The 25,737-nt window shown below is 73.5% G+C and carries 20 protein-coding genes and 1 pseudogene; 12 read left to right on the top strand and 9 right to left on the bottom strand.

The window, feature by feature from the left end:
• Nucleotides 1-99: 99 nt before the first annotated feature.
• A complete protein-coding gene (locus tag WMF24_RS20375) occupies nucleotides 100-2,508 on the bottom strand; it encodes a DEAD/DEAH box helicase (protein WP_437738091.1) in 2,409 nt (802 codons plus the stop codon).
• A 571-nt stretch (nucleotides 2,509-3,079) separates the two neighbouring features.
• Here WMF24_RS20375 and WMF24_RS20370 point away from each other — a divergent pair.
• The 5 genes from WMF24_RS20370 (at nucleotide 3,080) to WMF24_RS20350 (ending at nucleotide 6,821) form a co-directional block, all read left to right on the top strand.
• Nucleotides 3,080-3,433 carry a DUF4398 domain-containing protein gene (locus WMF24_RS20370; protein WP_437738090.1) on the top strand — a complete coding sequence of 118 codons (354 nt, stop codon included), beginning with the start codon at nucleotides 3,080-3,082 and terminating at the stop codon, nucleotides 3,431-3,433.
• Between the two features lie 25 nt (nucleotides 3,434-3,458).
• Nucleotides 3,459-3,935: a DUF4398 domain-containing protein gene (locus WMF24_RS20365; RefSeq protein WP_437738089.1), complete on the top strand. Its 477-nt coding sequence runs from the start codon at nucleotides 3,459-3,461 to the stop codon at nucleotides 3,933-3,935.
• Nucleotides 3,936-4,166: 231 nt separating this feature from the next.
• Nucleotides 4,167-4,883 (top strand): signal peptidase II, encoded by a 717-nt coding sequence (lspA, locus tag WMF24_RS20360; protein ID WP_437738088.1) that lies wholly within the window; start codon nucleotides 4,167-4,169, stop codon nucleotides 4,881-4,883.
• A gap of 265 nt (nucleotides 4,884-5,148) precedes the next feature.
• Complete coding sequence (gene lspA, locus WMF24_RS20355) at nucleotides 5,149-5,880, top strand: signal peptidase II (RefSeq protein WP_437738087.1); 732 nt, start codon at nucleotides 5,149-5,151, stop codon at nucleotides 5,878-5,880.
• A 2-nt stretch (nucleotides 5,881-5,882) separates the two neighbouring features.
• Nucleotides 5,883-6,821, top strand: coding sequence for a prolipoprotein diacylglyceryl transferase (locus WMF24_RS20350; protein WP_437738086.1), 939 nt, complete (start codon nucleotides 5,883-5,885; stop codon nucleotides 6,819-6,821).
• 263 nt (nucleotides 6,822-7,084) lie between these two features.
• Here the strand turns inward: WMF24_RS20350 and tatC are convergent, their stop codons facing one another.
• Genes tatC through rlmN form a run of 3 tightly spaced genes read right to left on the bottom strand, consistent with a single transcriptional unit; the run spans nucleotide 7,085 to nucleotide 10,019 of the window.
• Complete coding sequence (gene tatC / locus WMF24_RS20345; RefSeq protein ID WP_437738085.1) at nucleotides 7,085-7,969, bottom strand: twin-arginine translocase subunit TatC; 885 nt, start codon at nucleotides 7,967-7,969, stop codon at nucleotides 7,085-7,087.
• Nucleotides 7,966-8,616, bottom strand: a complete 651-nt coding sequence (gene tatB, locus WMF24_RS20340; RefSeq protein ID WP_437738084.1) for a Sec-independent protein translocase protein TatB — start codon at nucleotides 8,614-8,616, stop codon at nucleotides 7,966-7,968. Before tatB ends, tatC begins: the two co-directional genes overlap by 4 nt.
• Before the next feature lie 44 nt (nucleotides 8,617-8,660).
• Entirely contained in the window at nucleotides 8,661-10,019 is a 1,359-nt protein-coding gene (gene rlmN, locus WMF24_RS20335) for a 23S rRNA (adenine(2503)-C(2))-methyltransferase RlmN (protein WP_437738083.1), read from the bottom strand.
• 376 nt (nucleotides 10,020-10,395) lie between these two features.
• Between rlmN and WMF24_RS20330 the strand changes: the two genes are divergently transcribed.
• The 3 genes from WMF24_RS20330 to WMF24_RS20320 all read left to right on the top strand — a co-directional run bounded on the left by WMF24_RS20330 (nucleotide 10,396) and on the right by WMF24_RS20320 (nucleotide 14,049).
• On the top strand, nucleotides 10,396-11,406 hold the full coding sequence (locus WMF24_RS20330) for a hypothetical protein (RefSeq protein WP_437738082.1): 1,011 nt from the start codon (nucleotides 10,396-10,398) through the stop codon (nucleotides 11,404-11,406).
• A gap of 55 nt (nucleotides 11,407-11,461) precedes the next feature.
• Nucleotides 11,462-12,742, top strand: coding sequence for a sigma 54-interacting transcriptional regulator (locus WMF24_RS20325; protein WP_437738081.1), 1,281 nt, complete (start codon nucleotides 11,462-11,464; stop codon nucleotides 12,740-12,742).
• Between the two features lie 179 nt (nucleotides 12,743-12,921).
• Nucleotides 12,922-14,049, top strand: coding sequence for a hypothetical protein (locus tag WMF24_RS20320; protein ID WP_437738966.1), 1,128 nt, complete (start codon nucleotides 12,922-12,924; stop codon nucleotides 14,047-14,049).
• Between the two features lie 135 nt (nucleotides 14,050-14,184).
• Here WMF24_RS20320 and WMF24_RS20315 read toward each other — a convergent pair.
• From WMF24_RS20315 to WMF24_RS20305, 3 genes and pseudogenes are all read right to left on the bottom strand, one after another.
• Nucleotides 14,185-14,637, bottom strand: a pseudogene (locus tag WMF24_RS20315) (SDR family NAD(P)-dependent oxidoreductase); the annotation flags it as partial.
• Nucleotides 14,638-14,939: 302 nt separating this feature from the next.
• Nucleotides 14,940-15,686: an IS630 family transposase gene (locus tag WMF24_RS20310; protein ID WP_437737450.1), complete on the bottom strand. Its 747-nt coding sequence runs from the start codon at nucleotides 15,684-15,686 to the stop codon at nucleotides 14,940-14,942.
• Nucleotides 15,687-16,172: 486 nt separating this feature from the next.
• Entirely contained in the window at nucleotides 16,173-18,218 is a 2,046-nt protein-coding gene (locus WMF24_RS20305; protein WP_437738080.1) for an SUMF1/EgtB/PvdO family nonheme iron enzyme, read from the bottom strand.
• 222 nt (nucleotides 18,219-18,440) lie between these two features.
• Between WMF24_RS20305 and WMF24_RS20300 the strand changes: the two genes are divergently transcribed.
• Complete coding sequence (locus WMF24_RS20300; RefSeq protein WP_437738079.1) at nucleotides 18,441-19,328, top strand: NAD-dependent protein deacetylase; 888 nt, start codon at nucleotides 18,441-18,443, stop codon at nucleotides 19,326-19,328.
• Here the strand turns inward: WMF24_RS20300 and WMF24_RS20295 are convergent.
• Entirely contained in the window at nucleotides 19,309-19,881 is a 573-nt protein-coding gene (locus tag WMF24_RS20295; RefSeq protein ID WP_437738078.1) for a 2OG-Fe(II) oxygenase, read from the bottom strand. The genes WMF24_RS20300 and WMF24_RS20295 overlap by 20 nt on opposite strands.
• Before the next feature lie 223 nt (nucleotides 19,882-20,104).
• Here WMF24_RS20295 and WMF24_RS20290 point away from each other — a divergent pair, with 223 nt between their 5' ends.
• Together WMF24_RS20290 and traA are read left to right on the top strand one after the other, a co-directional pair.
• Complete coding sequence (locus WMF24_RS20290; protein WP_437738077.1) at nucleotides 20,105-22,963, top strand: helix-turn-helix domain-containing protein; 2,859 nt, start codon at nucleotides 20,105-20,107, stop codon at nucleotides 22,961-22,963.
• Nucleotides 22,964-23,169: 206 nt separating this feature from the next.
• Nucleotides 23,170-24,498 carry an outer membrane exchange protein TraA family protein gene (gene traA / locus WMF24_RS20285; protein WP_437738076.1) on the top strand — a complete coding sequence of 443 codons (1,329 nt, stop codon included), beginning with the start codon at nucleotides 23,170-23,172 and terminating at the stop codon, nucleotides 24,496-24,498.
• A 116-nt stretch (nucleotides 24,499-24,614) separates the two neighbouring features.
• Here the strand turns inward: traA and WMF24_RS20280 are convergent, their stop codons facing one another.
• On the bottom strand, nucleotides 24,615-25,103 hold the full coding sequence (locus WMF24_RS20280) for a type II toxin-antitoxin system RatA family toxin (RefSeq protein WP_437738075.1): 489 nt from the start codon (nucleotides 25,101-25,103) through the stop codon (nucleotides 24,615-24,617).
• Between the two features lie 196 nt (nucleotides 25,104-25,299).
• Between WMF24_RS20280 and WMF24_RS20275 the strand changes: the two genes are divergently transcribed.
• Complete coding sequence (locus WMF24_RS20275; RefSeq protein WP_437738074.1) at nucleotides 25,300-25,725, top strand: hypothetical protein; 426 nt, start codon at nucleotides 25,300-25,302, stop codon at nucleotides 25,723-25,725.
• Nucleotides 25,726-25,737 lie beyond the last annotated feature (12 nt).

The following is a 25,737-nucleotide window of genomic DNA, read 5'->3' as shown; positions in this document are numbered from 1 at the left end:
CCAGAATTGATTGTTCTCTCCCTCTCTCCTCTGTGCCCTCTGTGCCTCTGTGGTTCGTCTCTCTCTATCTCTCCCCACGGAACCACGAACGCCATGGGCTCAGGCCTGGTGGAGCAGGAGCGCCAGGAGGCCGAGCGCGGCGCGCTTGCGGAGGCCCTCGACGGACTCGGTGGCGCCGACGCAGAGAGGGCAGCCGGCCTTGTCGCAGCCGCACCCCGAGATGAGCTGCCGCGTGCGCGCGAGCAGCTCGTCGCGCTGCTCGTAGATGCGCTCGGCGAGGCCGACGCCGCCAGGCACGTTGTCGAACAGGAACAGCGTCGGATCGAAGACGCCGGCCACCTCGCTGCCGGGCGGGACCTCCGGCGCCCGCGCCTCGCTGCCGTCCTCGAGCGTCTGGCCGATGTCGCGCGGATCGCACATGAGCGAGAGCGTCGCGACCGTCTCCAGCGCCCGCGCGATGCCGCGCAGCCCGTCGATGGCGGTCGCGCGGCCGAGGCCGAGCTCCTCGCAGAGCGGCTCGGGCACCGTGAGCCAGAACGACGTCGTGTGCATCTGGATGTCGGGCAAGCGCACGTCGCCATAACCCGTGTTCTCGTGCGTGTAGAACTTGATCTTCTTGTACCCGACCACCTTCTCCACGATGCTCACCTCGCCGAACGACGCCGCCGCCCGGCCGAGCGGGGCGGTCGCGCTCTCGTCGAGGATGCTCACCTTGCGGTGCGTGAGCGCGGTCGTGAAATAGTCGGGCACGACCTTCGTCACGAAGGCCTTGTGGTTCTCGTAGTCGAGCCGCTCCACCTGGTACTGCTCGCCGTCGTGCTGGTAGATGGCCTGCTCGTGGAGCATCGTCGGCGCGGCGCGCCAGTCGAGCTCCGCGAGCGTCTTGCCGTGGGCCTTGTCGATGATGACGAAGTTGTCCCAGCCCACGGATCGCAGGCTCACGTGGTTCGCAGGGTAGGCGTCGGTCGCCCAGTGAAAGCGATCGTTCGACTCGTGGACGACCCCGTTGTCCTGGAGGAAGCGGAGCGCCGCCACCGTGTCGTCCGGCGGCATCGCCGCGTAGGACTCGCCCTTGAGGAACGGCAGCTCGAACGCGGCGCACTTGAGGTGCTGCACGAGGACCTCGGTGTTGTGCGGGTCGATGCGCGCCGACTCGGCACCTCGCTCGAGCAGGTAGTCCGGGTTCCGGGCGAGGTATTGATCGAGCGCCGCGCTCGTCGCGCACAGGACGGCGATGCTCGTCTTGCCGCGCCTGCCCGCGCGGCCGAAGCGCTGCCACGTCTCGGCGACCGAGCCCGGATAGCCGGCGCAGATCACCGCGTCGAGCTCGCCGATGTCGATGCCGAGCTCGAGCGCGTTCGTGGCCACGACGCAGAGGATCTCGCCCTCGCGCAGCCCCCGCTCGACCCGGCGGCGCGTCTCCGGGAGGTAGCCGCCGCGGTACGCCATGATCGCGTCCTCGGCCCCGATCTCCTTGCCGACCCCCTCGCGCAGGTACTTCAGCATGATCTCGACCGAGTTGCGCGACTGGCCGAACACGAGCGTGGGCACCCGGGCGCGCGCGAGATCCCCGGCGAGGCGCACCGCGCTCTTCAGGGTGCTGGCGCGCACCCCGAGCTCGGCGTTGACCACGGGCGGGTTGTACAGGAAGAAGCGCCGCGGGCCCCGCGGGGCGCCGGACTGATCGATGAGCTCGATCTCGTCCTCGGCGACGCCGAGCAGGCGCGCGGCGTGCGCCCGCGGGTTGCCGATGGTCGCGGTCGCGCAGAGGAACGTCGGGCTCGATCCGTGGAAGGCGGCGACGCGGCGCAGCCGGGCGATGACGTGGGCGACGTGCGACCCGAACACGCCACGGTAGGTGTGCAGCTCGTCCAGCACGACGTAGCGCAGGCGCTGGAACGTCCGCGCCCAGTGCGCGTGGTGCGGCAGGATCCCCGCGTGGAGCATGTCGGGGTTCGTCATCACGATGGGGCTGCGCTCGCGCGCCGCCCGCCGCGCGTCGCCCGGCGTATCCCCGTCGTAGACGATCGCCGGGATGGTGAGCCCGGCCTCGCGGATGAGCGCGTGGAGGCCGGCCTCCTGGTCCCGGGCGAGCGCCTTCGTCGGGTAGAGGTAGATCGCGCTGCCGCCCTGGCCCGACGCGGCGCCCTCGGCCAGCGCGTCGAGCACCGGGAGATGGAAGCAGAGGCTCTTGCCGCTCGCGGTGGGCGTCGCGACGACGACGTGCCGCCCGGCCCGGGCGGGCTCCGCCGCGCCGAGGGCGTCGACGCGCGCCTCGCGGGCGGCCGAGAAGGCCCGCGCCTGGTGGTCGTAGAGCCGCGTGATGCCGCGCCGCTCCAGCGCGCCGCGGAGCGCCGGCGAGAGCGCCTCGGGCATCGGGGCGGTGCGCGCCTCGGCCGGCGGCATCTCGCGATCCGCCGTGAGACACGGGCGAACGTAGCCGGAGGCAAGCCACGACGAGATGACCGTCTCGACGCCGGTCTCGATCTTCCAGGGGGGCGACGGCATGACGCGGGTATACTAAACAGATGCGCCGTGTCGCTCAACCGGATCGGGAACGGCGGCCGCGGCGGGGGGATCGGCCTGGCACCACCACGCCGGACCGATCAGGCGGCGCGCGGCGCGGATCCGGCGCGAGGGAGACCAGGGCCCGCGCGGCAGGCGCGCGTACGGGGGAGAGGGCATGTCCGATGTCCGCGGGCGAGATCCGCTGTTCGCGGGAGATCCGCTGTGCGCTGGACCGGTGCGCGGCCGAGGTCCTGCTCGCGACGCGCGACGCACGCTGTCGGATGACCCGTTTGCGCGCAACCGCTGGGAAGCGCGGATACGGCGCGTGAGGCGATGGCTCAGCGTCGCCGTGGCTCCTGCTGCCGCGACGGACAGCGGGCTGCGCGCGGCGTGGGCGCGCTAGGGCGCGGCCCGAGGGCCCGCGGGCCTGGTGTGCTGGTTGCCTGAGGATCGAGCCGACCGGCGACGGAGATCCGGAGTCGAGTCCCACATCCGCTGTTTGACCCGCCGTTCCTGGGCGACCGCGCGACCGCGCGACGGCGCGCACGGGGCCGGCCACGAGGTGTTGACCATGAGAAAGGCAGTGATCTTGGCGCTCGCCGGCGCGTCGGCGGCGGGGTGCGCCGCGCGCGCGCCGACGTTCGACGAGCGGCTCTTCGCGTCGCAGGCGCTGATCCGGACCGCCGAGGAGGTCGGCGTCGAGGAGATCCCGCGGGCGGATCTCCACCTCCGCCTCGCGCGGGAACAGGTGCAGAGAGCGCAGCGGCTGTCGGCCGAGGGGGCGCCCGATCGGGCGCGGCGCATGCTCCTGCGCGCGCAGGCGGACGCGGAGCTCGCGATCGCCTGCGCGCGCGAGGCGCGGGCGCAGGCCCTCGCGCGCGAGGCGCTCGGGGAGGTCGGATCCATCCAGGAGGGGCTCCGCTAGGGGCGCGGGAGGAGGCGCAGCGATCATGCGATTCAACCAGGGGACGGTGGCCATGCTGCTCCTCGGCGGGCTCCTCGGGTGCGCGAGCACCCCGCTGCCGCCGAAGGAGCTCATCAGCGCGAGGAAGAGCTACGAGCGCGCCCGGGCGAGCGCGGCCGCGGAGCTCGCGCCCATGGACCTGCACGACGCCCGCGAGGCGCTGGAGCGCGCGGAGCGCGCGTTCGCCGACGAGCACGAGCTCACCGAGGCGAGGGACCTCGCCTACCTCGCGGATCGCCGCGCGCAGCTCGCCGAGGCGCTCGGGCGCATGGCGGCCGCGGAGCGGCAGCGCGGCGCGGCCCTCCAGGCGTACGGCGAGCTGCACCTCGCGCTGCGCAGGAAGCGGGCGCCCCCGGCCGATCCGGTCCATCCGGGGGAGCCGCCCGCGCAGCAGGTGACGCCGACGGCGCGGGCGCGCGCGTCCGGCGGGGAACGCCCGCTGGTGATCATGAAGGGGCGGTGAGCTGATCCGGAGCGGCCGCGACGCCTCGGACCGGGAGCGGCGCGACGCCTCGGACCGGGAGCGGCGCGACGCCTCGGACCGGGAGCGGCGTGACGCCGCGCGTCCTGCGGCGAGCGGCGAGCGGCGAGCGGCGAGCGGCGGCGAAACGATGGATGAGCACGGCCGCCGTCGGCGCCGGCCCTGCTCCCGGCCGTTTGCTCCGCGCTCTGGCATCGCGTAGAAGCGAGGACGATGTCCTCCGACGGACCTCACGCACCGCACGAGCCGCACGGGTCGCTGGCGCCGCGAGCGTCGACCGCCGCCCACCTGCTGCCGGACGAGATCCCCCCGGGCGAGCGGGCCTCGCTCACCTTCATGGCGATCGTGGCCTCGGTCTCGTGCGCCGCCGATCTGGCGACGAAGGCGTGGGCGCACGCGCGGCTCGCGGGGTTCGACCCGAAGCGGTCGGGCCCGAAGGTGCTCACGGTCATCCCGGACCACCTGGACTTCATCTTCGCGCAGAACCCCGGTGGGGCCTGGAGCTTCCTGCGCAGCCTCCCGGACGGGCTGCGGCGGCCGTTCTTCCTGTTCGTCTCGGCGGCGGCGATCGTCTTCATCTTCTCGATCTACCGGCGCGTCCACAGGGACCAGACCGCGATGAAGTGGGGCCTCGCGCTCGCGCTCGGCGGCGCGATGGGGAACCTCGTCGACCGGATCCGCTACGGCTGGGTCATCGACTTCATCGACGTGTACGTGTCCCGCGGTGGCCAGGAGTTTCACTGGCCGACGTTCAACGTGGCCGACATCGCGATCGTCGCCGGGGTCATCCTGATGTCCACGGACATGATCGCCTCCGCCCGCAACGCGAGCGCGCCGGCGGCCGACGCCGGCGGCGCCTCCGCGAGCCCTGCAGGCGGCGACCCTCCGCTCTCGGCCGAGGCGCCCCCGCCCGCTCCTCCCGCGAGCTGACCGGCGGCATCGCCGGAGGGCGCAGCCGGGCAGGCTGGGCGCCCGGGACCGGAACGGGGAGCCGGGACACGCGGAGCGGAGGGCACGGATGTGCGAGACGTGCGGGGCGACGCGGAACACGCGCGGGGCGATGCGGAAGACGCGCAGGAGCCGCGAGACGCACGACGCAGCGCGCCCGCGGAGGGAAGCCTTTGCCGGAGCGCTCCGTTTGTCGTAGAGGAACGCGTTCCGCATGACTGAAGACGCGACGCCGCGAGATGCCGCCGTGGAGACAAAGGGTGCCGACGCGGAGCCGGAGCGCTCCGCGCGCGTGGACGCGCCGGGAGGCGAGCCGCCGGCTCGCGCCGGACGCAGTGAAGAGGAGCGCGGCTCCTCGCCGGACGGAGACGCCGACGACGTTGTCGCGCCAGCGGCGCCCACGTACCGCCCGTCATACCCGTTCCTGCTCGGCGTCTCGTTTGTCACGCTCGTGGCCGACCTCGGGACGAAATGGTGGGCCAAGGACCGCCTGGAGCCGCGGGTCCTCGCGGAGCTCGCCGACGCGCCGCGGCCGCTCGCGTTCCGGAAGATCGAGGTGATCAAGGATCACCTGAACCTGATCTACGCGAGGAACCACGGCGGGGCGTGGGGCATCCTCGGCGACGAGAGCGAGGCGATCCGCCGGCCGTTCTTCCTGCTGATCTCGCTCGCCGCGATCGCCTTCATCGTCTCGCTGTACCGGAAGCTCCACCCGTCCCAGATCGCGCTCAAGTGGGGGCTGCCGCTCGTGCTTGGCGGCGCGCTCGGGAACCTCGTCGACCGCGTCCGCTACGGGTACGTCATCGACTTCATCCAGGTCCGCTTCACGCCGACGTTCGTGTGGCCGACGTTCAACGTGGCCGACATCGCGATCGTCGTGGGCGTCGGGCTGATGGCGATCGACATGTTCTCCCCGCGTCGCCCCGAGCTCGCGGAGAAGACGTCCGGCACGCCCGGAGCCAAGGCTTCCGCGAGCTGACCATGCGTCCCGAGCTGTTCCGCCTGCTCGACGTCGCGTTCCCTGCCTACTTCCTCCTGCTGCTCGCGGGCTTCCTCTTCGCGACGGCGGTGGGCGCGCTCTGGGCGCGCCGGATCGGCGAGGATCCGGACGTGGTCGTCGACCTGGGGCTCGCCTGCCTGCTCGCGGGCGTCGTCGGCAGCCGGCTGCTCCACGTCGTCGCCGACGGCTACTTCTGGGATTACGTGCACCTGTGCACCGACCCGTCGCAGGTCGACTGGAAGGTCGAGCAGGCGCTCTGCGAGCCGCGGTACCACGGCGTCTGGGACGCCGCGAAGGGGGTGTGCCATCCGACCGAGCGCGACTGCCTGGCGTGGGCGAAGTTCTGGGCCGGCGGCCTCACGTACTACGGCGGCTTCATCGGCGCGTCGGCGGCGGCGTACTGGCTGCTCAAGCGCGACAGGTTCCCGTTCTGGAAGGCGGCGGACATGGCGGGCTTCGCCGTCCCGCTGGGCCTCGGGTTCGGCCGGATGGGGTGCCTGCTCGCCGGCTGCTGCTTCGGCATGCGCACCGACGGGGCGCTCGGGCTCTCGTTCCCGCCGAACAGCCCCGCCAGCGAGGCGCAGTTCAAGCTGCACGAGCTGGTGAGCCCGCGCGTGCCGTCGCACCCGGTGCACCCGACGCAGATCTACGAGTCGGCCATGTCGTTCGCGATCGCGGCGATCTGCATGCTCTACGTGCACGGGCGGAAGCGGTACGACGGGCAGGTCTTCGCGACGTTCCTCGGGCTCTACGCGCTCGGGCGCTTCACGCTCGAGTTCGCGCGCGCCGACGACCGCGGCGGCCTCCTCGGCCTGTCGACGTCGCAGCTCATCGGCGTCGCGATGGCTGCCGTCGCGGTCGCGATCCACGTGATGCGCAGCCGCAAGGCGGCGCCCGCCGCACCGGCGCCCGCGGCCTGAGCGCCGCGGCAAGGCCGTGAGCGCCGCGGCAAGACCGCGAGCGCCGCGGCAAGACCGCGAGCGCCGCGGCGAGGCCGCGAGCGCCGCGGCAAGGCCGCGAGCGCCGCGGCAAGACCGCGAGCGCCGCGGCGAGGCCGTGAGCGCCGCGGCGAGGCCGTGAGCGCCGCGGCGAGGCCGTGAGCGCCGCGGCGAGGCCGTGAGCGCCGCGGCAAGACCGCGAGCGCCGCGGCCATCCCGGCCGCGAGCCGCGCGGCCGGTCCGTGTCAGCCCTGCGTGACTTCCTTTTCCTTGCGCTTCTTGTAGGCGGCGCGCTGGGCGTCCGTCGGCGGCTTGCCGAAGACGTACGCGAGGCCGATCGAGCCCACGTAGAGCAGGCACATCGGCACGGCCATGACGAGCTGGCTCGTGATGTCCGGGGGCGTGAGGATGGCCGCCAGGATGAAGGCGCCGAACACGAACCAGCGGCCGAACAGGATGAGCTGGAGGTAGTTGATGACCCCGGCGATGGAGAGGAACAGCACGATGAGCGGGATCTCGAAGATGATCCCGAACCCGAGCAGGAGCTGGGCGACGAAGTCGAGGTAGTCGCCCATCATCACGGTCGGCGTGATCGTGATGTCGCCGCCAACCGTGCCGGCCATGCTGAGGAAGTAGCCGAACGAGATCGGGAAGGCCGCGCGCCAGCCGAACAGGCCGCCGCCGACGAACAGGAGCGTCGAGAACAGGACGAACGGGATGACGTAGCGCTTCTCGCGCGCGTAGAGGCCGGGCGCGACGAAGGCCCAGAGCTGGTAGAAGATGAACGGCGAGGCGAGCGCCGCGCCGCCGATCATCGAGAGCTTGAAGTACGCGACGAACGCGGCCGCGGGCGCGCCGAAGTGGAGCGACGGGGTGCCCGGCAGGCTCTGCTCCCGCCACGCCTGCACGAACGGGACGGTCAGGAAGTGGAGGAGCTGCTCGCGCACCTCCCAGCCCACGACGCACGCCGCGAAGAACACGAGCACGCTCCGGACGAGCCGCTTGCGCAGCTCATCGAGGTGCTCCCAGAACGACATCGGCTTGTCTTCGGAGAGATCCTCCTCCGCGGCGCTCGCCGCGCCGCTGGACTCCGGAGAATCGCCCTTCGCCGCCACCTGCTCCTGGCTCATGACGCCGCTCCGCTCCCTGGCGCGCCCTGAACCGCCGCCGCCGTCTCGGTCACCGTCACCTTCTCCGTTGCCGCCGCCGCCGGCGCTGCTGCCGCTCCTGCGGGCGCGGCCGACGCCGCCGGCGCTGCTGCCGCTGCGTCCGTCGTCGCAGCGGCCGTCGGCGCTGCTGCAGCCGCCGCTGCGGGCGCCGCGGGCGCCGCCGTCGCGGCGGGGCTCGTCGTGCCTGCGGTCTCCGCGTCGATCTCGGCTCCGTACGCGTCGCAGCCGAGGACGGGGTACTCGCGCTCCCGGAGCGGCTGGACGGCCGGCGGGGGCGGGGGCTCGGGCTCCGGCTCCGGCGGCCTGACGCGCGGCGTGGACGCGACGACCGTGCCGACGGACGCGGCGGCGTCGCGGATCGGCGTCACGAGCGTCTCGATGACGTTGACGCGCGACAGGGAGCGGAGCTCGCGGATCTCGCGCTCCAGCCCCTCCTGGCGGATCAGATCGTCGATGCCGCTCTGCGTCCGGAGCTCGGTCGTCATGCGGCGGAGCTTCGCGATCCAGCTGCCCGCCGACCGCATCATGGCAGGCAGCCGCCGGGGGCCGACCACGATGATGCCCACGATGATGAGCACCACGATCTCGCCGAAGCTGAAGCCGAACACCGGCGCAAGCTAGCGCGCGCGCGGGCGGGGATCCATAGCGACCCTCACGCCGGCCGCGGCGGCGCGCTCGGCCCGCCGGCAGCGCCGTCCGGCGCCGCTCGGGGCCGCGAGGCCCCGCGGCCGCCCGAGCGCTGCGCCTCGGCCTGCGATCGCGCGAGCTGCCCGCAGGCCGCGCCGACGTCGCCGCCGCCCGAATAGCGCACGATCGACCCGACGCCGGCCGCCGCGAGCACCGCGCGGAAGGCCGCGAGCCGCGACGAGCGCGCGAACGGATCGGCCGCGGCGCTCCGCGGCTCGGCGGCGGCCCGGTGCCCGGCGTCGGCGGCGCCGGGCACCGGCAGGGGCGCGTCGGCCGCGCCGATGGCGTTGTACGGGATGAGGCTGAGCCGCGGCGAGACGCCGTGCTGCGCCGCGAAGCCGCGGACGAGCGCGGCCAGGCTCGCGGCGTCCTCGTCCGCGTCGTTCTGATCCGCGAGGAGCGTGTACGCCCACATCGGCGCGTGGCCCGTCGCGCGCGCGTGCTCGCCCACGGCGGCGAGCACCTCCTCGAGCGGGTGCGCGCCGTCGATCGGCATCAGCAGGCGCCGCCTGCCGGGGCGCACCGAGCCGAGCGAGAGGCCGAGGCGGACCCCGGGGACCTCTGCCGCGAGCCGCCGGATGCCCGACGGCAGCCCCGCGGTGCACACCGTGATGTTGCGCATGTCGATCGCCTGCGCGCTCGGCTCCGAGAGCACCCGGATCGCCTGGATGACGCGGTCGGCGTTGGCGAGCGGCTCGCCCATGCCCTGGAACAGCACGCCGTGGACGCGCGCGCCGCCGCCCGCGCGCTCGGCGGACGCGTCGAGATCCCGGCGGATGAGCCGCACCTGCTCGACGATCTCCCAGGCCTCCAGGTTGCGCGTGAGCCCCATGCGCCCCGTGGCGCAGAAGGCGCACGCGAGCGCGCAGCCGACCTGCGAGCTCACGCACGCCGAGTACCGCCCCGGCCGCTCGAGCGGGATGCGCACCGACTCGACCGTCGCGCCGTCGTCGAGGCGGAAGGCGTACTTGACGAAAGGATCCTCGGCGCTCGCGCGCCGCTCCACGAGCGCGAGCGTCCTGACCTCGCCGATGGCGCGCGCGGCGTCGAGCGCGGCGCGCCGGACGGTCGCGGGCGCGCGCGCGGGCAGCTCCCCGAGCCGGTGCGCCAGCGAGACGATGCGGCGCGCGTCGGTGATGTCGATGCCGCACGCCGCGGCGAGATCCGCGGGGAGCACCGCCTGGAGCGCGAGGCGCGGGCGGCGGTCGTCCGTGCTGCTCTGGGGCGCGCTGCTCTGGGGCGCGCTGCTCTGGGACACGCTGCTCGGCGCGCTGCTCTGGGGCACGCTGCTCGACGGCGCGCTGCTCTGGGGGCGGAGATTCACGGCCGGTACCGACTAGCGCGCCAGGGCGGCCCAGTCTACGGTCGGCCGCGCATGCTCCGCCCGATCCGCTGGATGTGGCGCGGTAGCGCGTCGCTCCTGGCGGCAGGGCTCGGCTTCTTCGCGCCGTTCGGGCACCACGATGGTGCACCTCGGGGGGCGGTGACGGCGGCGTTCTGGCGTCGTCGGTGCCTCATCGAACGGCTCCTGCTCGCGCCGCTCGCGCCGGACATCGCGATCGCGATCGCGCCCGGCGCCGTCCGGCGCGATCGCGATCGCGCATCCGGGCTGAATCGCGGCCGCAAGTCCATGGATTCACATCAGATATCGTCGGCACACGGGCTGCAACGGGCGGCGCTCGGAGAGGAGCCCGACGCCGATGATGATCCGAAATACCCCCGACTCGTCCGTCACGTTCTCGCTCGCGGAGCTCGCGAAGATCGAGGAGGCGCGCGTGCGGGAGGAGCACCTCCAGCGCGCGCGAGCGCGCGAGCAGGAAGCCCGCGAGCAACGCGAGGCAGACGCGCGCCGGCGCGCCGCCGAGGCGGCGCGGGCCGCCGCCGAGGCCGAGGCGCTGGCGCAGCGCGAGCGGGAGCAGGCCGAAGCGGAGGCGCGCGCGCAGGCGCGGGAGCGGGCGGCGCTCGAGGTCGCGCGCATCGAGGCTGAGGCGAAGGCGCGCATCGAGGCCGACAACGCGGCGCGCGCGCACGAGCTGGCCGTCGTCCACGCGCGCGCCGAAGGCCGGCGCCGCAGCCTGGTTCACGCGCTCGCCGCCGGGCTCGGCCTCGCGCTGTGCGGCGGCGCGGCGGCCGCGTACGGGGCCGCGCAGCACGTGGCGAGCCTCCAGCAGGAGGCCCGGCGGCTCCGCGACGCGCAGGCGGCGCTGGCCGAGGAGCGCGAGAGCGCGAGGGCGGCCGAGCTCGCGGCCCTCGATCGGCGCCACGCCGCGCTGCGCGGCCGGCCCCTCGCCCGCGACGCCGAGGAGGCGCGCGCGACCGCCGAGGCGGCGCGGAACGCCCTGGATCCGCGGGCGCTGAACCACGACAGGCTGCGGGCGTTCGCGGACGCGCTCGACGCGCTCGACGCGCGGATCGACGCGCTCGAGAGGGTCGCCGCGCTCGATCGGCGCCACGCGGACCTCGCCGCCTGGGCCGCCGAGCGGCGGCGGCCCGAGGCCACGGCGGCGGCCCGGGCCGCCGCGGCGCGCGCGAGGGCGGGCGCCGACGAGGGCGCGCTCCGCGCCTACGAGGGCGCGCTCACGCAGCTGCGGGAGGCGCTCGCCCGGCCTGCGGCTACGGCGCCGGGCCCGCAGCCGCAGATCCGGCCCCCGCAGCCCGCGTGCACGAACCCGGGGGACCCGATGTGCGGTCTCGACGGGCGGCCCCTCTGAGGCCCCGGCGCGGCGCTTCCCACGCTCCGGAGGTGCGTGGCACCCTGCGAGGAGAATGGCCAAGGACGTGCCGAGCACCAGCGAGCACCGGAGCCCGGTGCGGCCCGAGGCCGGGCGGCGGCGGCCGGCGCTCGTGTGCGCCTTCCCGCGGCCCATGGCGTTCGCGCTGCCCGACTCCGGGACCGTCATCGGCCGCGCCTGGCTCGCCGAGCGCGGCCTCGCGGACACGGAGGTGTCGGGCAGGCACCTGCGGATCGATCGCGCCGGCGGCGCGCTGCGCGTCGCGGACGTCGGGTCGCGCAACGGCACCTGGGTGAACGGATCGAGGCTCGCGCCGCGCGACCTCACGCCCCTCGATGACGGCGCTGTGCTGAGGCTCGGGCGCATCCTCCTCGTCTTCCGCGAGGAGCTCCACGGCCCCCTCGACCCGGCGCCGCCCGTGGGCGGGCTCGTCGGCCCGTACGGCCTGCGCGCCGTCGCGCAGCCCCTCGGCGCCCTGCCGCGGAGCCGCGCCGGCAACGTGCTCATCGAGGGGGAGACCGGCGTGGGCAAGGAGCTCGTCGCGCGCGCCGCGGCGGCGGCGCTCGGGCGCGCGGCGCCGTTCGCGGCGGTGAACGTGGCCGGCGTCGCCCGCGGCGTCTTCGAGTCGCAGATGTTCGGCCACGTGGCGGGCGCGTTCTCGGACGCGCGCAGCGCCGCGCCCGGCATCGTCGTGGCCCACGACGGCGGGACGCTGTTCCTCGACGAGATCGGCGAGCTCGACCTCGATCTCCAGGCGAAGCTCCTGCGGCTCCTGGAGAACCGCGAGGTGCTGCCGGTCGGGGCGCAGCGGCCGGTCCACGTGAACGTGCTCGTCGTCGCGGCGACGAACCGGGACCTCGAGGAGATGGTGGCGCGCGGGGCGTTCCGGCGCGACCTCCTGGCGCGGCTCGCGATGGCGCGCATCCACGTGCCGGCGCTCCGCGATCGGCGCGAGGATCTGTTCAGCGTGGCGTGCGAGCTCGCGCGGCGCGCGGGCGCCGCGCTCCCGGCCGAGGCGGTCGAGGTCGAGGCGATGGAGCGGCTGCTCCTCGATCCGTGGCCGAGCAACGTGCGCGGGCTCGACGCGGCCCTCGCGGCGGCGCGCCGCCTCGATCACGAGCCCGGGCTGCGGCTGTGGGCGATCGAGGAGGTGCTGGGGAAGGCGCCGGACGACCAGAGGGCAGCGCTCACGCAGGAGCTCGTCGAGGCCGCCCTCGCGGCCGCCGGGGGCAACGTGACGTCGGCCGCGGAGCGGCTCGGCGTCTCGCGCGGCAAGCTGCTGCGCTTCCGCAAGCGCACGCAGGGAGGGGAGTGATCGCGCCTGGTTCTACCCGCCACGAGCCCTGCCGGGGATCCGGAGAGAGATTTCGACGCAAATTCCGACGTTTCCGGTTGCGCAGCATCGATCGGCAGGTGCGGGAACCAGCAGGATTGACGTTGTAGACGCCATGTCCCTCTGATGCCTGGCCACTGAAAGTTTCAATAGGACCACAGATGACCTTCATCACGCTGCCATACTCGTCGGGTGACCGTCCACCTCTTCATATCCGGCCCGGCACCATCGATTTTTTATTGAAGGAGGAGGACGGGACGCTCCTCAATGAGCTTCATGGACGTCGCTACCTGGAAAGCCGCTCGATCGAATCCTTGTTGAGCGTCATCCAGGGGGATGAGCCGCTCGTGGAAGTTTCATTCCTGAAGAGCTCGACGCGTGTGCGTGGATACATTCGCCCTGGTGCGATCGAGCTCATCACGGCTGTGGGGGGCGTAACGAGGGTACACACTTCACGTGATCGAGATTGCAACCTCGCAGAGTCGCCGAGCGAGTTGATGGCCAGGCTTCCCGATGAGGCGTTCGACTGTGTGCACAGCGACGATGGACAGGCGGTTTATTTTCGGCGCGATCGATTGCTTGGAGTATCTCCCCTTGAATGTTCGTCCATCTATGCCTACAGCTTCGACAGCCGGGAGCGTGTGTACAGCGGCCAGTTCGAGCCGAGCTGGGTGACGGACATGACAGCCGCTCAGGTCAAACGCGGTCGAGCATTTTTCCGGGCGAACCGGATGAAAGGCTTCCGGGTGGACCAGGATGGGAATAGTGAACTGCACGGGGCGGTCATGCTTGCGGGCCTATCGGCCGAGGCTGTGCTGAAAGTATGTCCGATCGCGCATCCGGTGTCTTTTGCGCAGTGCGCCGCCGGGCAAGGTGGAACGGAATATAGATACGATTGGGTGTTGGAGCGGGACGCGATCCATGCGATCGTTCCGAGGAACCCTGGGATGAACTGGGACACCAGTGTCGGTGTCCCATTTCTAGGTCTCGACACGATCGATCCGGTCGACAAGCTTCTGGCTCAGCTTGATCTGGCGTCGTTTGTTCGGTTGACCCGAAGCTCGGCCGGACGCGGTCCGAACGTTCCATGGGAGTACGACCCCCGGCATCCGTGGGCCTACTATCGACCGGAATCCATTCTGGCCATGGAAGCGAGAGACGACGGGACAGCGATCGCGACGAGGACCAGCTCGCATATCGTCGATGAAACACCGGAAGAAGTTCTGGGGGCCCTGGTGGGCGCAGCCTGCCGCACGTGTCCTGGCACGATCTCTGACCCGCAGGGCTAAGGGGCCTTGGCGGTGAAGACCTAACTGGTCGGGACGGGGGGTGTCGCCTCGCCGGCCCGGAGGGGACGAGCTTCGCCGGCTTCCTCCGGCAGAACAGGCGCGGGCTTCCGGATGTCGTGGTGGAAGGCCCGGGAAGGTGCGGAGGGTCGTCGCCGACGCGACATTGACGATGACGCCGCTCTTCTGCTTCACCATATGTGGGATCACATGCTTCATGCAGAGCCATGGTCCCTTGAGGTTGGTATCGATGACTCGATCCCAGTTCTCCTCGGTGCTCTCCGCGGCAGGGGTAAGATCTCCCAGGATACCTGCATTGTTGATCAGCACATCGATCCGCCCGGAGCGGCGGAGGGCGGCGTCCACGAGGTGGCGGATGTCGGCGTCCTTCGACACGTCGGTCTGGACGAAGAGAGCCTTGCCGCCCGTCGCCTCGATAGCAGATACCGTCTCCCGTCCATTCTCGGCGTTGCGGTTGGCCACCACCACGCTGGCTCCCTCGCGCGCCAGCGCGAGCGCCGTCGCTCTCCCGATGCCGGTCCCTCCACCTGTCACGATCGCGGTCGCTCCCTCGAATCTCTGCTTGGTCATGTTCTCCCTCGAATCTTCGTGACGACTTGTACCGTCACGCATCGAGGGATGAAGGGAATCCAAACGTATCGGAGACGTCAAGCCCTCACCTGCGCAACCTGCCCCCGTGTGGACATCCTTTGGTGCAATCCGACACCTCTGCTGGAATCGCAACGCTCTCTCATGCGTGCGCCGAACATGTCGAAACCACGAGGAAATTGGGGGGTTGAAAGGCCGAGGCGCAGAGGGACAGCGGAAGATCCGCAAAGTCTCTCCCATCTGCACCTCTATCACTATTTTGCGTTCCCAGCGTGCTCGGTGTTCTAAATAGCCGATCCCGAATCGGCAACAGGCGAGCTGAGTACCGGCCGCAGGCTCGCGGGCGACCCCGGGTACGGGGCGAGGGCCTCCAGGCAATCATCCACCTCCTCGACGAGTTGGTCGATGCTCGCGCACCGATGGTTGCAGGTGACGTTGTCGTGGACCTGCTTCCAGACACGTTCGATGCGGTTGTACTGGGGCGCGTACGCCGGCAGGAAGTGCAGCACGAGCTTGCCTCCCGCGGCCTCGACGAATGCTCGGGTCTTCTTGCTCGTGTGGATGCCGAAGTTGTCGACGATGACGTGCAGCCGCCGGTAGCGCCGGTAGCGGCGCAGCAGCGCGGCCAGCGCCGCGATGAACAAGTCGCTGCTCTTGCGAGCGCCGAACGCCCACGTCAGCTTGCCCGAGCCGATCGTCAGCGCGCCAGCGACGTCGCGCTTCTGGTTGTTGCCGGGCGTGAGCACACGCTTCTGCCGACCGCGCCGCATCCAGTCGAGCCCGAGCCGCGGGTTGAGATCGACATCCATCTCATCGGCGTAGAAGGCGATCTCGTCGCGAGGCAGGCTACGGATCAGCGTGCGGATCGCTCCGATCCTGCGGCGCTCGCGCGACTTCGGCCACGGGCAGCGGACGACGGGACGGGGGCGCTTGCGGCGCGCTCCCATCGCTCGCAACAGCCGACCGATGTGGCCGACGCTCAGGCGCAGTCCGGTGTCGCGTTCGAGCTGGAGCGCCAGCAGCTCGCGCATTCACGTCGGCCGTGCCCAGCCGAAGTCCTGCGGGCTCGCGTCGAGCAATCGCTCAAGTCGCCGCCGGTGCGCTGCAGATACCTTGAGGCAAGCTTTCCGTTCAAGCACTTGGAATTGCTGGCGTTCCCGAATCAGGATCGGGAATTTAGCGGTGCGCGCGGAACTGGAGAGCACGCCGGTCGCCGCGGTGATCCGGCTGCAGCCGGCGCTCGCGGCGTTGACCGGCGACGGCGCGGTGGCGTTGGGGAGTGGCCCGAGGAAGATCGGCCGCGAACCACCGAGTTAGCCGTGCCGCCAGGCATCGATGGGGGCGCGTACCCCTGAGCTCGGTCTTGCCCTGAGGGCGGCTGCTCGGCGGGGAGTCGTTCTCAACGTCGCGCTACGTCGAGTGGGCCGTGCTCATGAAACGTACCTTTGTGTTCGATGCTTTGAGGTCGAGCGGCGGCTCCTCCAGATCGCGCTCGGCAGGGGCTCCGACCCGCGGTTCTACGGAGTCTTGGCGCAGCGGAAGCCGATGCTCCAGCCGCGCGCCGCGGAAGCGCTCGGGCGGCGGTGCGCGGAGCGCACGTACTGGCTCTCGACCGTATCCCACCCGCCGCCGCGGAGCACACGGCGGGAGTCGTCGCAATCGTCCCTGTCGTAAGGGCAATAATGGCTCTCGGTCCACTCCCACACGTTACCGGCCAGGTCCAGGGCGCCGGCGGGCGATTTCCCGGCCGGCGATCGCCCGACGGGGGCGGTCGCCGGGGCCGCGTCGTCGTCGTTGTACATGCGAGGCCACGGGCCCTTGCCGATCTTCTCGAGCCGCTCCGTCAGCATCCGGCTGCACTCCGCGCCGCAGGCGTTGAGGCGCTCGCCCGAGGGGGGCGCGTGGCCCCAGGGGTAGGTCCAGGCGTCCTTGCCGCGCGCCGCGAGCTCCCACTCCGCCTCGGTGGGCAGCCGCTTGCGGGAGGCGGCGCAATACGCCTTCGCCTGGTACCAGTCGACGCAGTTGATGGGGTGGTCCGGCGCCTCGGGGCCGTTGCAGAACTGGCTCCAGAAGGCGCGGCCGTTCGGCGTGAGCCCCTCCGACTCGACGGTTCGCAGCGGGCGCTCGCAGGATTCGCAGTCCCAGTAGGCCTTCACCGTGACCTCGGTGACGTCGAGGCAGAACGCCTTCACCGTCACGCCGTGGCGCGGCGTCTCGTCGCTCGGCGTCTCCGCGTCGGCGTCGGAGCCCATCTGGAACTCGGCGTCCTCGATGAGGACCATGCCGGCCGGGCAGCCACCGCCCGACGCGGCCGGCGGAGGGCGCAGGAAGAGGTACACCCCCGCGCCCGCCGCGCACGCGGCGGCGAGCGGCACGGCGCGCCGAAGGCGGGGGGCGCGCGCGCCCGAGGGGCCCCGCGCCGCGGGCCGCTCCGCGACGGGCGCGTGAAGCGCCGTGTGGCCGGCCGCGGGGTCGGCGGCGGAGCTTGCTGTCGCAGGGGCGCCCGAGGTCGCGAGCTCGCCCGCGCTCGAGATCGCAGGCCCTCTCGCGAGCTCGTCCGCGCCCGAGGCCGCAGGCTCGCTCGCCAGCTCGCCCGCGTCGTGCGGCGCGCCCCGGAGATCGACCGGCGCGGCCACGGTCGTGGCGAACGCCGCAGGGTGGTGGCGGCCCGCGAGCGCGTCGACCTCCACGATCGGCGCCGCCAGGCCAAGGAACGCGTCGACCATCTCGCGCGCCGACTGGAATCGGCAGCTCGGATCGACGGAGAGCGCCTTGGCGAACCAGTCGTCGATCGACCCCGGCAGGCCCGGCCTCTGCTCGGTGGCGGGGCGGAACTTCCCCTTCAGGACCGCCGCGCCCACGGCGACGAACGAGCTGCCCTGGAACGGCAGCGCGCCGGTCAGCGCCTCGTAGAGCACGACGCCCAGCGACCAGAGATCCGAGCGGAGATCGACGTCCTTGCTCCCCTCGAGCTGCTCGGGGCTCATGTAGGGAGCCGATCCGATCACCATCCCGGTCTCGGTGAGCGCCGGGTTCGCCGCCGGCACCGCCGCGTCGCCCGCCATCTTGGCGACGCCGAAGTCGAGCACCTTGACGAAGAGCGGGTATTCCTGGCTCCCCTCGGTGATGAAGACGTTGTGGGGCTTGATGTCGCGGTGCACGATGCCGTGCTCGTGGGCGCTCTCGAGCGCGCTCCCCACCTGCCGCACGAGCGACCTCGCGGTGTCGAAGCTGAGGCGGCCGCCGCGCTCGAGGAGCTCGGCGAGCGAGAACCCGCGCAGGAGCTCCATCACGAGGTACGGCACGGCGCCGTCGACGGCGCCGTAGTCCATGACCCGCACGACGTGCGGGTGCGCGATCCGCGCGGTGGTCCTCGCCTCCCTCTGGAAACGCGCGACGAGGGAAGGGCTCTGCGCCACCCGCTCGGGGCGGATGAACTTCACCGCGACGTCGGTGTCGAGCGCGAGGTGCCGCGCCGCCCACACGACCCCCATCCCGCCCTGCCCGAGGGGCCTCAGCAGGTGCAGCTTGTCGGCGATGACCGCGTCAGGGCGGAGCTCCACGGTGCGCCGGCGATGGTACCACCGGCGCGCCGGCGCCCGTGGCCTGGCGCGCTGGCCCAGGCGAGGGCTGGCGCGCCAGCCCCGGCCGTGCGCCACGCGCGCATTTCGAGCGACCGATGACACGCGCGGAGAGGTTCGTCAGGGAAATGCAGACCACGGTCGGTCGAGGGCGTCTCGCGTGGACGTGGCGGCGCGGCCAGCGGCGGGCCACAAAGGGGGCGTATGCCGCTCAGCGAAGCGCTCGCCGCCGCCGATCCGCTCGACGCCCTCCTCGCGCTCCTGCGGGGCAAGCGGATCGTGGCGCTGACGGGCGCGGGGTGCAGCACCGAGTCGGGCATCCCGGATTACCGCGGGCCCGAGACGCGGCGCCGCGCGCGGAACCCGATCCAGGGGCGGGAGTTCTCCCGCTCGGCCGAGATCCGGCAGCGTTACTGGGCGCGCGCCGTGATCGGCTGGGAGCGGTTCTCCCGGGCCGAGCCGAACCCGGCGCACCGCGCCCTCGCGCGGCTCGAGCAGGGCGGGCTCGTCGAGGGCCTGATCACGCAGAACGTCGACGGCCTTCACCAGGCGGCCGGCAGCCGGCGCGTCATCGAGCTGCACGGCAGGCTCTCCGAGGTCGCCTGCCTCGAGTGCGGCGCGACGGAGGCGCGCGCGGCCCTGCAGGCGCGGCTCCTCGCGCAGAACCCCGGCTGGCTGCGGCTCGCGGCCGACCTCGCGCCCGACGGCGACGCCGATCTGCCCGCCGAGCACGTCGCCGGCTTCCGCGCGCCGCCGTGCCTCCGCTGCGACGGGCCGCTCAAGCCGCGCGTCGTCTTCTTTGGCGAGAACGTGCCCAGGCCGATCGTCGACGAGGCGTTCGCGCTCGTCGACGCGGCGGACGCGCTCCTCGTCGTTGGCAGCTCGCTGGCGGTCTTCTCGGGCTACCGCTTCGTGCTGCGCGCCGCGCAGCGGGGCATCCCGATCGCCATGGTCAACCTGGGCGAGGCGCGCGGCGAGGAGCTCGGCGCGCTGAAGGTCGAGGCCCGCGCCGGCGAGGTGCTGCCGCGCCTCGCCGAGGCGCTGACGGGCGCGCCCCGGCCGGTGGGGTGGATCAGCCGAGCCGGTACATGACGTCGGTGCGGAGCACGTACTTGCGCCCGCGCGTCACGGCGGCGCCCCGGTGGAGCCGCCGGTGCTCGAACACGAGCGCCATGCCGCGCTGCGGGGCGATGCTGGAGGCGCCCCAGAAATCGGTGGTGCCGCCCTCGAAGCCGTCGTTCAGGTAGATCATCGCGGTGAAGAGGCTCCGCTCGGCCTCTCGGACGAACGATCCGTCGCCGTGCCAGTTGAAGAACTCGCCCTCCGTGTAGCGGTAGGTGCGGAAGCGCTCGTTCAGCCCGACGGCGTTGTGGGCGCCCCAGCGCAGCGGCATCCACGGCGCGAGGCGCTCCCAGAGGCACAGGGCGAGGTCCGGGTCGTCGAGGAGGACGCGGCCGTTGTTTCGCACCTCGAGGTTGACAACGTCGGTCCCGCCGATCGGCGCCTGCTCGAAGCCGTGCTCCTCGGCGAGGCGGATGAAGCCGTCGCACTCCTCGGGCGACAGGAGGTTCGTCACCGTGAAGATGCGCAGATCGTCGGCGTAGGCGGTGCGCTGGGCGGGGCGTTCGGCGTGCATCGTGCTCATGCGGGGAGGATGTGCCCGGGCGGACCGGATCCGACAGGGCGGGACCGGGCAGGACCGGGCAGCGGGTTGCAGGGCACGGCGCGGGGCCGGTCCGGGCGCGGGGCCGGTCCGGGCAGGACCGGGCAGCGCGGTGGACAGGAGGGCGCTGGACCGGTCCGGGCAGGACCGGGCAGCGCGGTGGACAGGAGGGCGCGGCGTCGCCGATCATCGAGCGCTCGCAGCGATGGCACGGGTCCCGAGGAAGGGCCGCGGCGCGGAGCCCGCGGTCCGTTTCAACCACACGCTCCTCCAGAGGGCGCGGATCGAGCTCGGCCTGACGCAGGAGCAGGTCGCCGCGTCGATCGGCGTCGATGTGCGGACCTACCGCCGCTACGAGTCGGGCGCGGTCAACGATCCGCGGCTCGGCTTCTCGGTCAGGAGCCCGTCGCGGCGGCGCATCCTCGAGCGGCTCGGCGCCGAGCTGGGCATCGCCGAGGCGGAGCTGCTCATCGGCGAGGCCGGGGGCCCGGAGGCGGAGCTGCTCGTCGGCGAGGCCGGGGTCGCGCCGGCGGAGCAGGCTGCGGCTGCGGCGGAGGCGCCCGCCGCCGCCCCCGCGCCGCCGCGGGCAGGCGCCCCGGCGTGGCGCCCGCTGCACGCGCACACGCTCCAGCGCGCGCGGCACTTCGTCGGGCGCGCGGACGTCCTCGAGCGGCTCGCCGCGTGGGCCGACGCGTCGCCGCCCCGGCCCCGGGTCCTCGCGCTCCTCGGCGTGGGCGGGGCGGGCAAGACAGCGATCGCCGAGCGCTTCCTCCAGGGCCTCGGCGACGCCGCGCGGCCCGGCGGGGTGCTCGTCTGGAGCTTCTACGACGACCCGAGGACCGAGGCGTTCCTGGACCAGGCGGCGGCCTACTTCGCGCCGCGCGCGGGCGCCCCGGGCGCGCCCGCGCCGCCCGCGCCGGCGTCGCCCGGCGAGCAGCTCGCGCGGCTCAAGGAGGCGCTGGGGCAGGGGCCGCCGCACCTGCTCGTGCTCGACGGGCTCGAGGCCGTTCAGGCCGAGGGTGGCGGCGGGCGCGCGCACGGCGAGCTCCGCGACGCGCTCCTCCGGCGGCTGCTCTGCGCGATCGCGGCCGGGCTGGGCGGCGCGCGGGCGCTCGTCACGTCGCGCTTCGAGCTCGCGGATCTCGCCGCGTGGGACGACGGCGACGGCGGCGGGCTCGCCGCGATCCGGCCGGCGTCGCTCTCGCCGGACGACGCCGCGTCGCTCCTGCGGCGCTGGGGCATCCGCGGCGACGACGGGGCGCTGCGCGGGCTGTTCGAGCGGACGGGCGGCCACGCGCTCTCGGTCGCCGTCGTCGGCTCGTATGTCGGCGCGTTCCTCGGCGGCGACGCGGGGCGCCTCGCCGTGGCGCGCGCCGCGGAGCTCGCCGAGGTCGAGCGCGACGACGTGCTCGCCCGCCGCCTCGGCTCGGTGCTCTCGGCCTACGCGCGCGCGCTCCCGCCGGGCGAGCGGGACCTGCTGGCGCGCCTGTCGGTGTTCCCGGCCGGCGCGGGCGAGGCGGCGCTGCTCCAGCTCGCCCGCGCCGGCGGCGAGCTCGCGGGCGCCATGGCGGGGTGGGGCGCCGCGGAGCTCGCGCGCGGGCTCGCGCGGCTCGAGCGGCTGGGGCTCGTGTTCGCGGCGCGGCAGGGCGAGCCCTGCTACTCGACGCACCCGTTCGTGCGGCAGCACTTCAGGTCGCTGCTCGGCGTGCCGCCGGAGCGCGTCCACGCCGCGGGGAGCGCCGCGCCGCCGCCGCGCCTCGGCGGCGCGCCGCGCCGGCCGCCGCGCGAGCGGCCCGCGCTCGACGCGTACGAGGCCGTCCTCGTGGAGCTGCTCGGCGCCGGGCGCGCGGCGGAGGCGTATGACATCTACGCGATTGGCCTCGGGGGCTTCGCGACCCTCGGGCTCCAGCTCGGCGACATGGCGCGCGGGGCCCGCATCCTGCGCGCGTTCGCGGGGGGCGACGACCCGCGGGGCATGCCGGCGTCGCTGCCCGCGCGCGCGCGCGCCGCGCTCGCGTACGACGCGGGGCTCTACGCGGGCGCGCTCGGCGATCTCGCGTTCGCCTGCGCCTGCTACGAGGCGCACAACGAGGCCGCCGAGGCGCTGGCCGACCCGGCGCCGCTCGCGACGGGCCTGCGCACGCTCGCGTACACGCTGCGGCTGCGCGGCGATCTCACCGGGGCACGCCGGCTCGTCGAGCGCTCCGCGGAGGTCGCCGAGCGCGGCGCGGATCGCGCCAACGCCGTGCGCGCGCTGGCGCTGCTCGGCGCGGTGCTTCACGACCTCGGCGAGGTCGAGGCGGCGGCCGGGCGCTTCGCGCGGCTGCGGGCGATGGGCGACGCGCCGTTCGCGCGCCGCGGGCTCTGGGAGTCGGAGCACGACCTCGCGCTCGGGCGCCCGGGCAGGGCGCGCGAGGCGACGGAGCGGAACATCGCCGTGTGCCGGCGGCGCGGCTGGGAGGGGCACGCGGCGCACGGGCACACGCTGCTCGGCCTGGCGCTGCTGGACGGAGGTGGCGGGGGCAGGGGCGGCGACGGCACGGGCGGGGGCAGGGGCGGCGAGGGCGGTCGCGGCGGCGACGTCGCGGCGGCCGAGGCGCACCTCGCCGAGGCGCGGCGCTGGGTCGCGGCGACGGGCGAGGTGGAGGTCGCGCTGCGGTGCCACGAGCTCGCGGCGCGGATCGCGCTGGCGGCGGGGCGGCTCGACGAGGGCGCGCGGCAGGCGATGGAGGGGCAGCACGTGGCCGAGGCGTGCGGGTTCGGCCCGTTCCGCGCGCGGCTCGCCGTCGTCGCCGCGCGGTGCGCGCTGGCGCGCGGCGACGACGGCGCGGACGGCGCGGACGGAGCGGCCCCGGCGAGGGCGCTCGCCGGGTCGGCTGTCGCGTGGGCGGGCGAGGACGCGTGGGCGAGGGCGGACGCGCTGCACTGGGCGGGCGTCGCCGCGGCGCGGGCCGGCGACGCGCCGCGCGGACGGGAGCTGCTCGCCGAGGCGGCGGCGCTGAGGGAGCGCCTGCGGCACCCGGAGGCGGGCGTGTCCCGGGAGGCACTGGCGCAGCTCGGGTGAGGGGAGCGAGCGTGCAGCGTCCCGCGTGAGATCGCGCCGAACGGAGCGCGGGGCGCTGTCTTCGCTCCCTTTCGTGCTCTGGCCATCGGCGGTGATCGCGCCTGTGTAACCTCTCGCTGTCGCCGTCAGGTGACGTCGATCGGTCCTTGCGCAGCTTCCGCGAGCGGCTGCGTCGGCTGCACTCCCTTACTTCGCACGGAGCGTCCATGTCCTGCCGACCTTTCTCCCGCATCACCTCGTCCTTCATCGCCCTCTCGCTTGCGCTGGGGGCATCCGGCCCAGCGCTGGCCGCGCCTGTCGTCATCGCCGAACCGGTGGCGCCGCTGCCCACGGGGGAGGGCGCCGGCCTGTGCGGCGTGGTCCGCACCTCGTCCGACCCCTTGAAGAACTTTGGCCTCCTCGACAAAGAGGACTTCATCGAGGGGGTCAACGCCTTCATCGACGAGGGGCAGCCCGACCTCGCGAGCTTCGAGGTGAGCACGCCGCTCGATCTCTCGAACAACAACGACACCGGATCAGCGCTGAGCTTCGGCGACTTTCGCGACGCTGTCGCCGGCTGCCCGGCAGGGGGGTGCGACTTCGCCGAGAACGACCCGAGCGCGTCGTTCGGCATGCGCCTTCGCGGCTACCTGGCCGTGCCGCCCGAGCACGTCGATCAGCCGCTCCACTTCGGCTTTTACGCCGACGACGCCGTGGCCGTCGTGATCTACGACGCCCTGCAGGCAGCGCATCCGGTGGTGGTGCGGCCGACGGCGCTCGGCTTGCCGAGCTGGCGCATGACCAACACCGTCACGTTCGCCCGGGAGGGCCTGTACCCGATCGAGATCCTTTATGTCGCCGTCGCCGAGCACTCCGCGCTCGAGATGTCGGTCCTGGTCGGCGAGTTCGAGGATTTCGAGCTGGGCGTGAACGAGAACGGCAGCGTGAGCCTCGCGGAGTCCGGCTTCACGCTCGTCGGGCCAGCGTCGTTCCATCGAGCCCTGCCCGGCGACGCGACACAGGACGAGGCCGCCTGTACGCAGTGCGGCCGCGAGTTCGTCGGCCTGGCAGGAAACAACGGCTGCGGTGAGGGCGCCTTCTGCAACAGCGCTGCGCTGTGCCAGCCGTGCGTGCTCAACGACTACTGCGGGCCATCCTGCCAGCGTTGCGACGGCCATACGCCGCGCTGCGCTCTCGTGGATGGCACGCCGGCGTGCGTCGCGTGCGTGAGCGACGCGGACTGCGATGCCGGCGAGGTCTGCGACCTCGACGAGCATGCCTGTGTCGCGCCGCCGCCCGAGCCCGGCGAGGGCGGCGCAGGCGGCGCTGGCGGCGCAGGCGGCGGGGGCGGCGCAGGCGGCGCTGGCGGAAACGCGACACCCGGGCCGGGCTCGCCGGGCTCCGAGGAGGGGGGCTGCGCGTTCCGGGCCGGCACCCCGGGCCAGAGCGACGGCGGGCTGGCGCTCGCTCTCGCGGGTCTCGGGATCGCGCTCGCTCGCTGGCGGCAGCGCGCGTCCGCGCGGTCGGGCGCGCCCGGGGCGCGGGCGCCGCGCTGAGCTGCCGCGGGGCTGCGGCGACGAGCGAGCGCGCCCGGGGAGGCGAGCCGAGCGCGCCCGGGGAGGCGAGCGTCGCGCCTGGCTGCAGCGGGGCTGCGGCGAGGGGCGCTCGCCGATCAGGCCGTCACCGGGGCGCGCCGCAGCAACCGCTGCAGGATGTCCGTCGTCTCGGCGCTCCGCTTGAGTCCGGCGAGGCGCTCCTCGATATCGCGCTTCAGCACGGCCGCCATGACGGGCTCCAGCACCGGGGCGAGGACCCGCGGGCGCGCCGTGAAGTTGTAGCGGAAGGTGACGCGCGTCCGCCGCGGCGACAGCGCCTTGAAGAGCCACGCGCCCGAGAACAGGCGGAAGACCGGCGGCCCCTGGGTCATCGTGATGGCCACCTGCTCGGGCGGGTTCATCGTGATGTACCGGGCCTCCATCGACAGCCCGTTCTTCGCCCGCACCCACACCCGCACGCCGACGGCGGGCTCTGTCGCGCCGTCGCGATACCGCATCTCGCGGAGGAACGGGTCCCACTCGAGCCGGAGATCGTGGTCCTGCGCGAGCGCGAAGAGCTCGTCGGAGGCGGCGTCGATCTCGGCGGTGGTCTGGATCGTGGGCATGGCGGTCAGGAGGATAGAGCCGCGGGGAGCGCGGTGGCGAGGGCCTCGGTCTCTCGGGCTTGCCTCAGGCCAGCGAGGTCGCGCGGCTCCGGAGCTCGAGGGCGTGCTCGCGAGCGCGTCGATCGCGAGCACGCCCCGCCGGTGCGGCGAATGCCGGTTCGTTGACGTCCCCCGAGGACCCATGTAGCCCGCCTTCATGGATCGATCGGTGTTCGGTTTCGCTTACATGACCGTGACCGTGGTCGCGCTGGGCGGCTGCAACCGGGGATACCAGACGGCAGCGGAGCTCGAGACCGCCGAGCGCGGGCCGACCCACTGTGCCAGCTCCTGTCATGAGCTCGGGATGCGGATGTCCGCCTTCGTGCTCGTCGACCGCGGCGTGGCGGGATGCGTGTGCGAGCCTGTTCAGGCGCCGGCAGGCGCCTATCCCGCGCCTCCTCCGGCTGGCGCGCCACCGGCGGGCGCCTATCCCGCGCCGCCCCCGGCCGGAGCGCCGCCGGCCGCGCAGCCCCAGAGCCGCGCGTCGGCCGGGGCCGCGGCGGGCTACGCCGTGCTCGAGGCGCAGCGGCGGCAGGAGGAGCAGGCGCAGCGGGCCGGGGTAGAGGCCGCGCGGCCGAAGTGAACCGAGGCGGGT

It is taken from the genome of Sorangium sp. So ce1335 (assembly GCF_051521615.1).
GTDB lineage: Bacteria > Myxococcota_A > Polyangia > Polyangiales > Polyangiaceae > Sorangium.
This window is presented reverse-complemented; position numbering and strand designations above follow the sequence as displayed.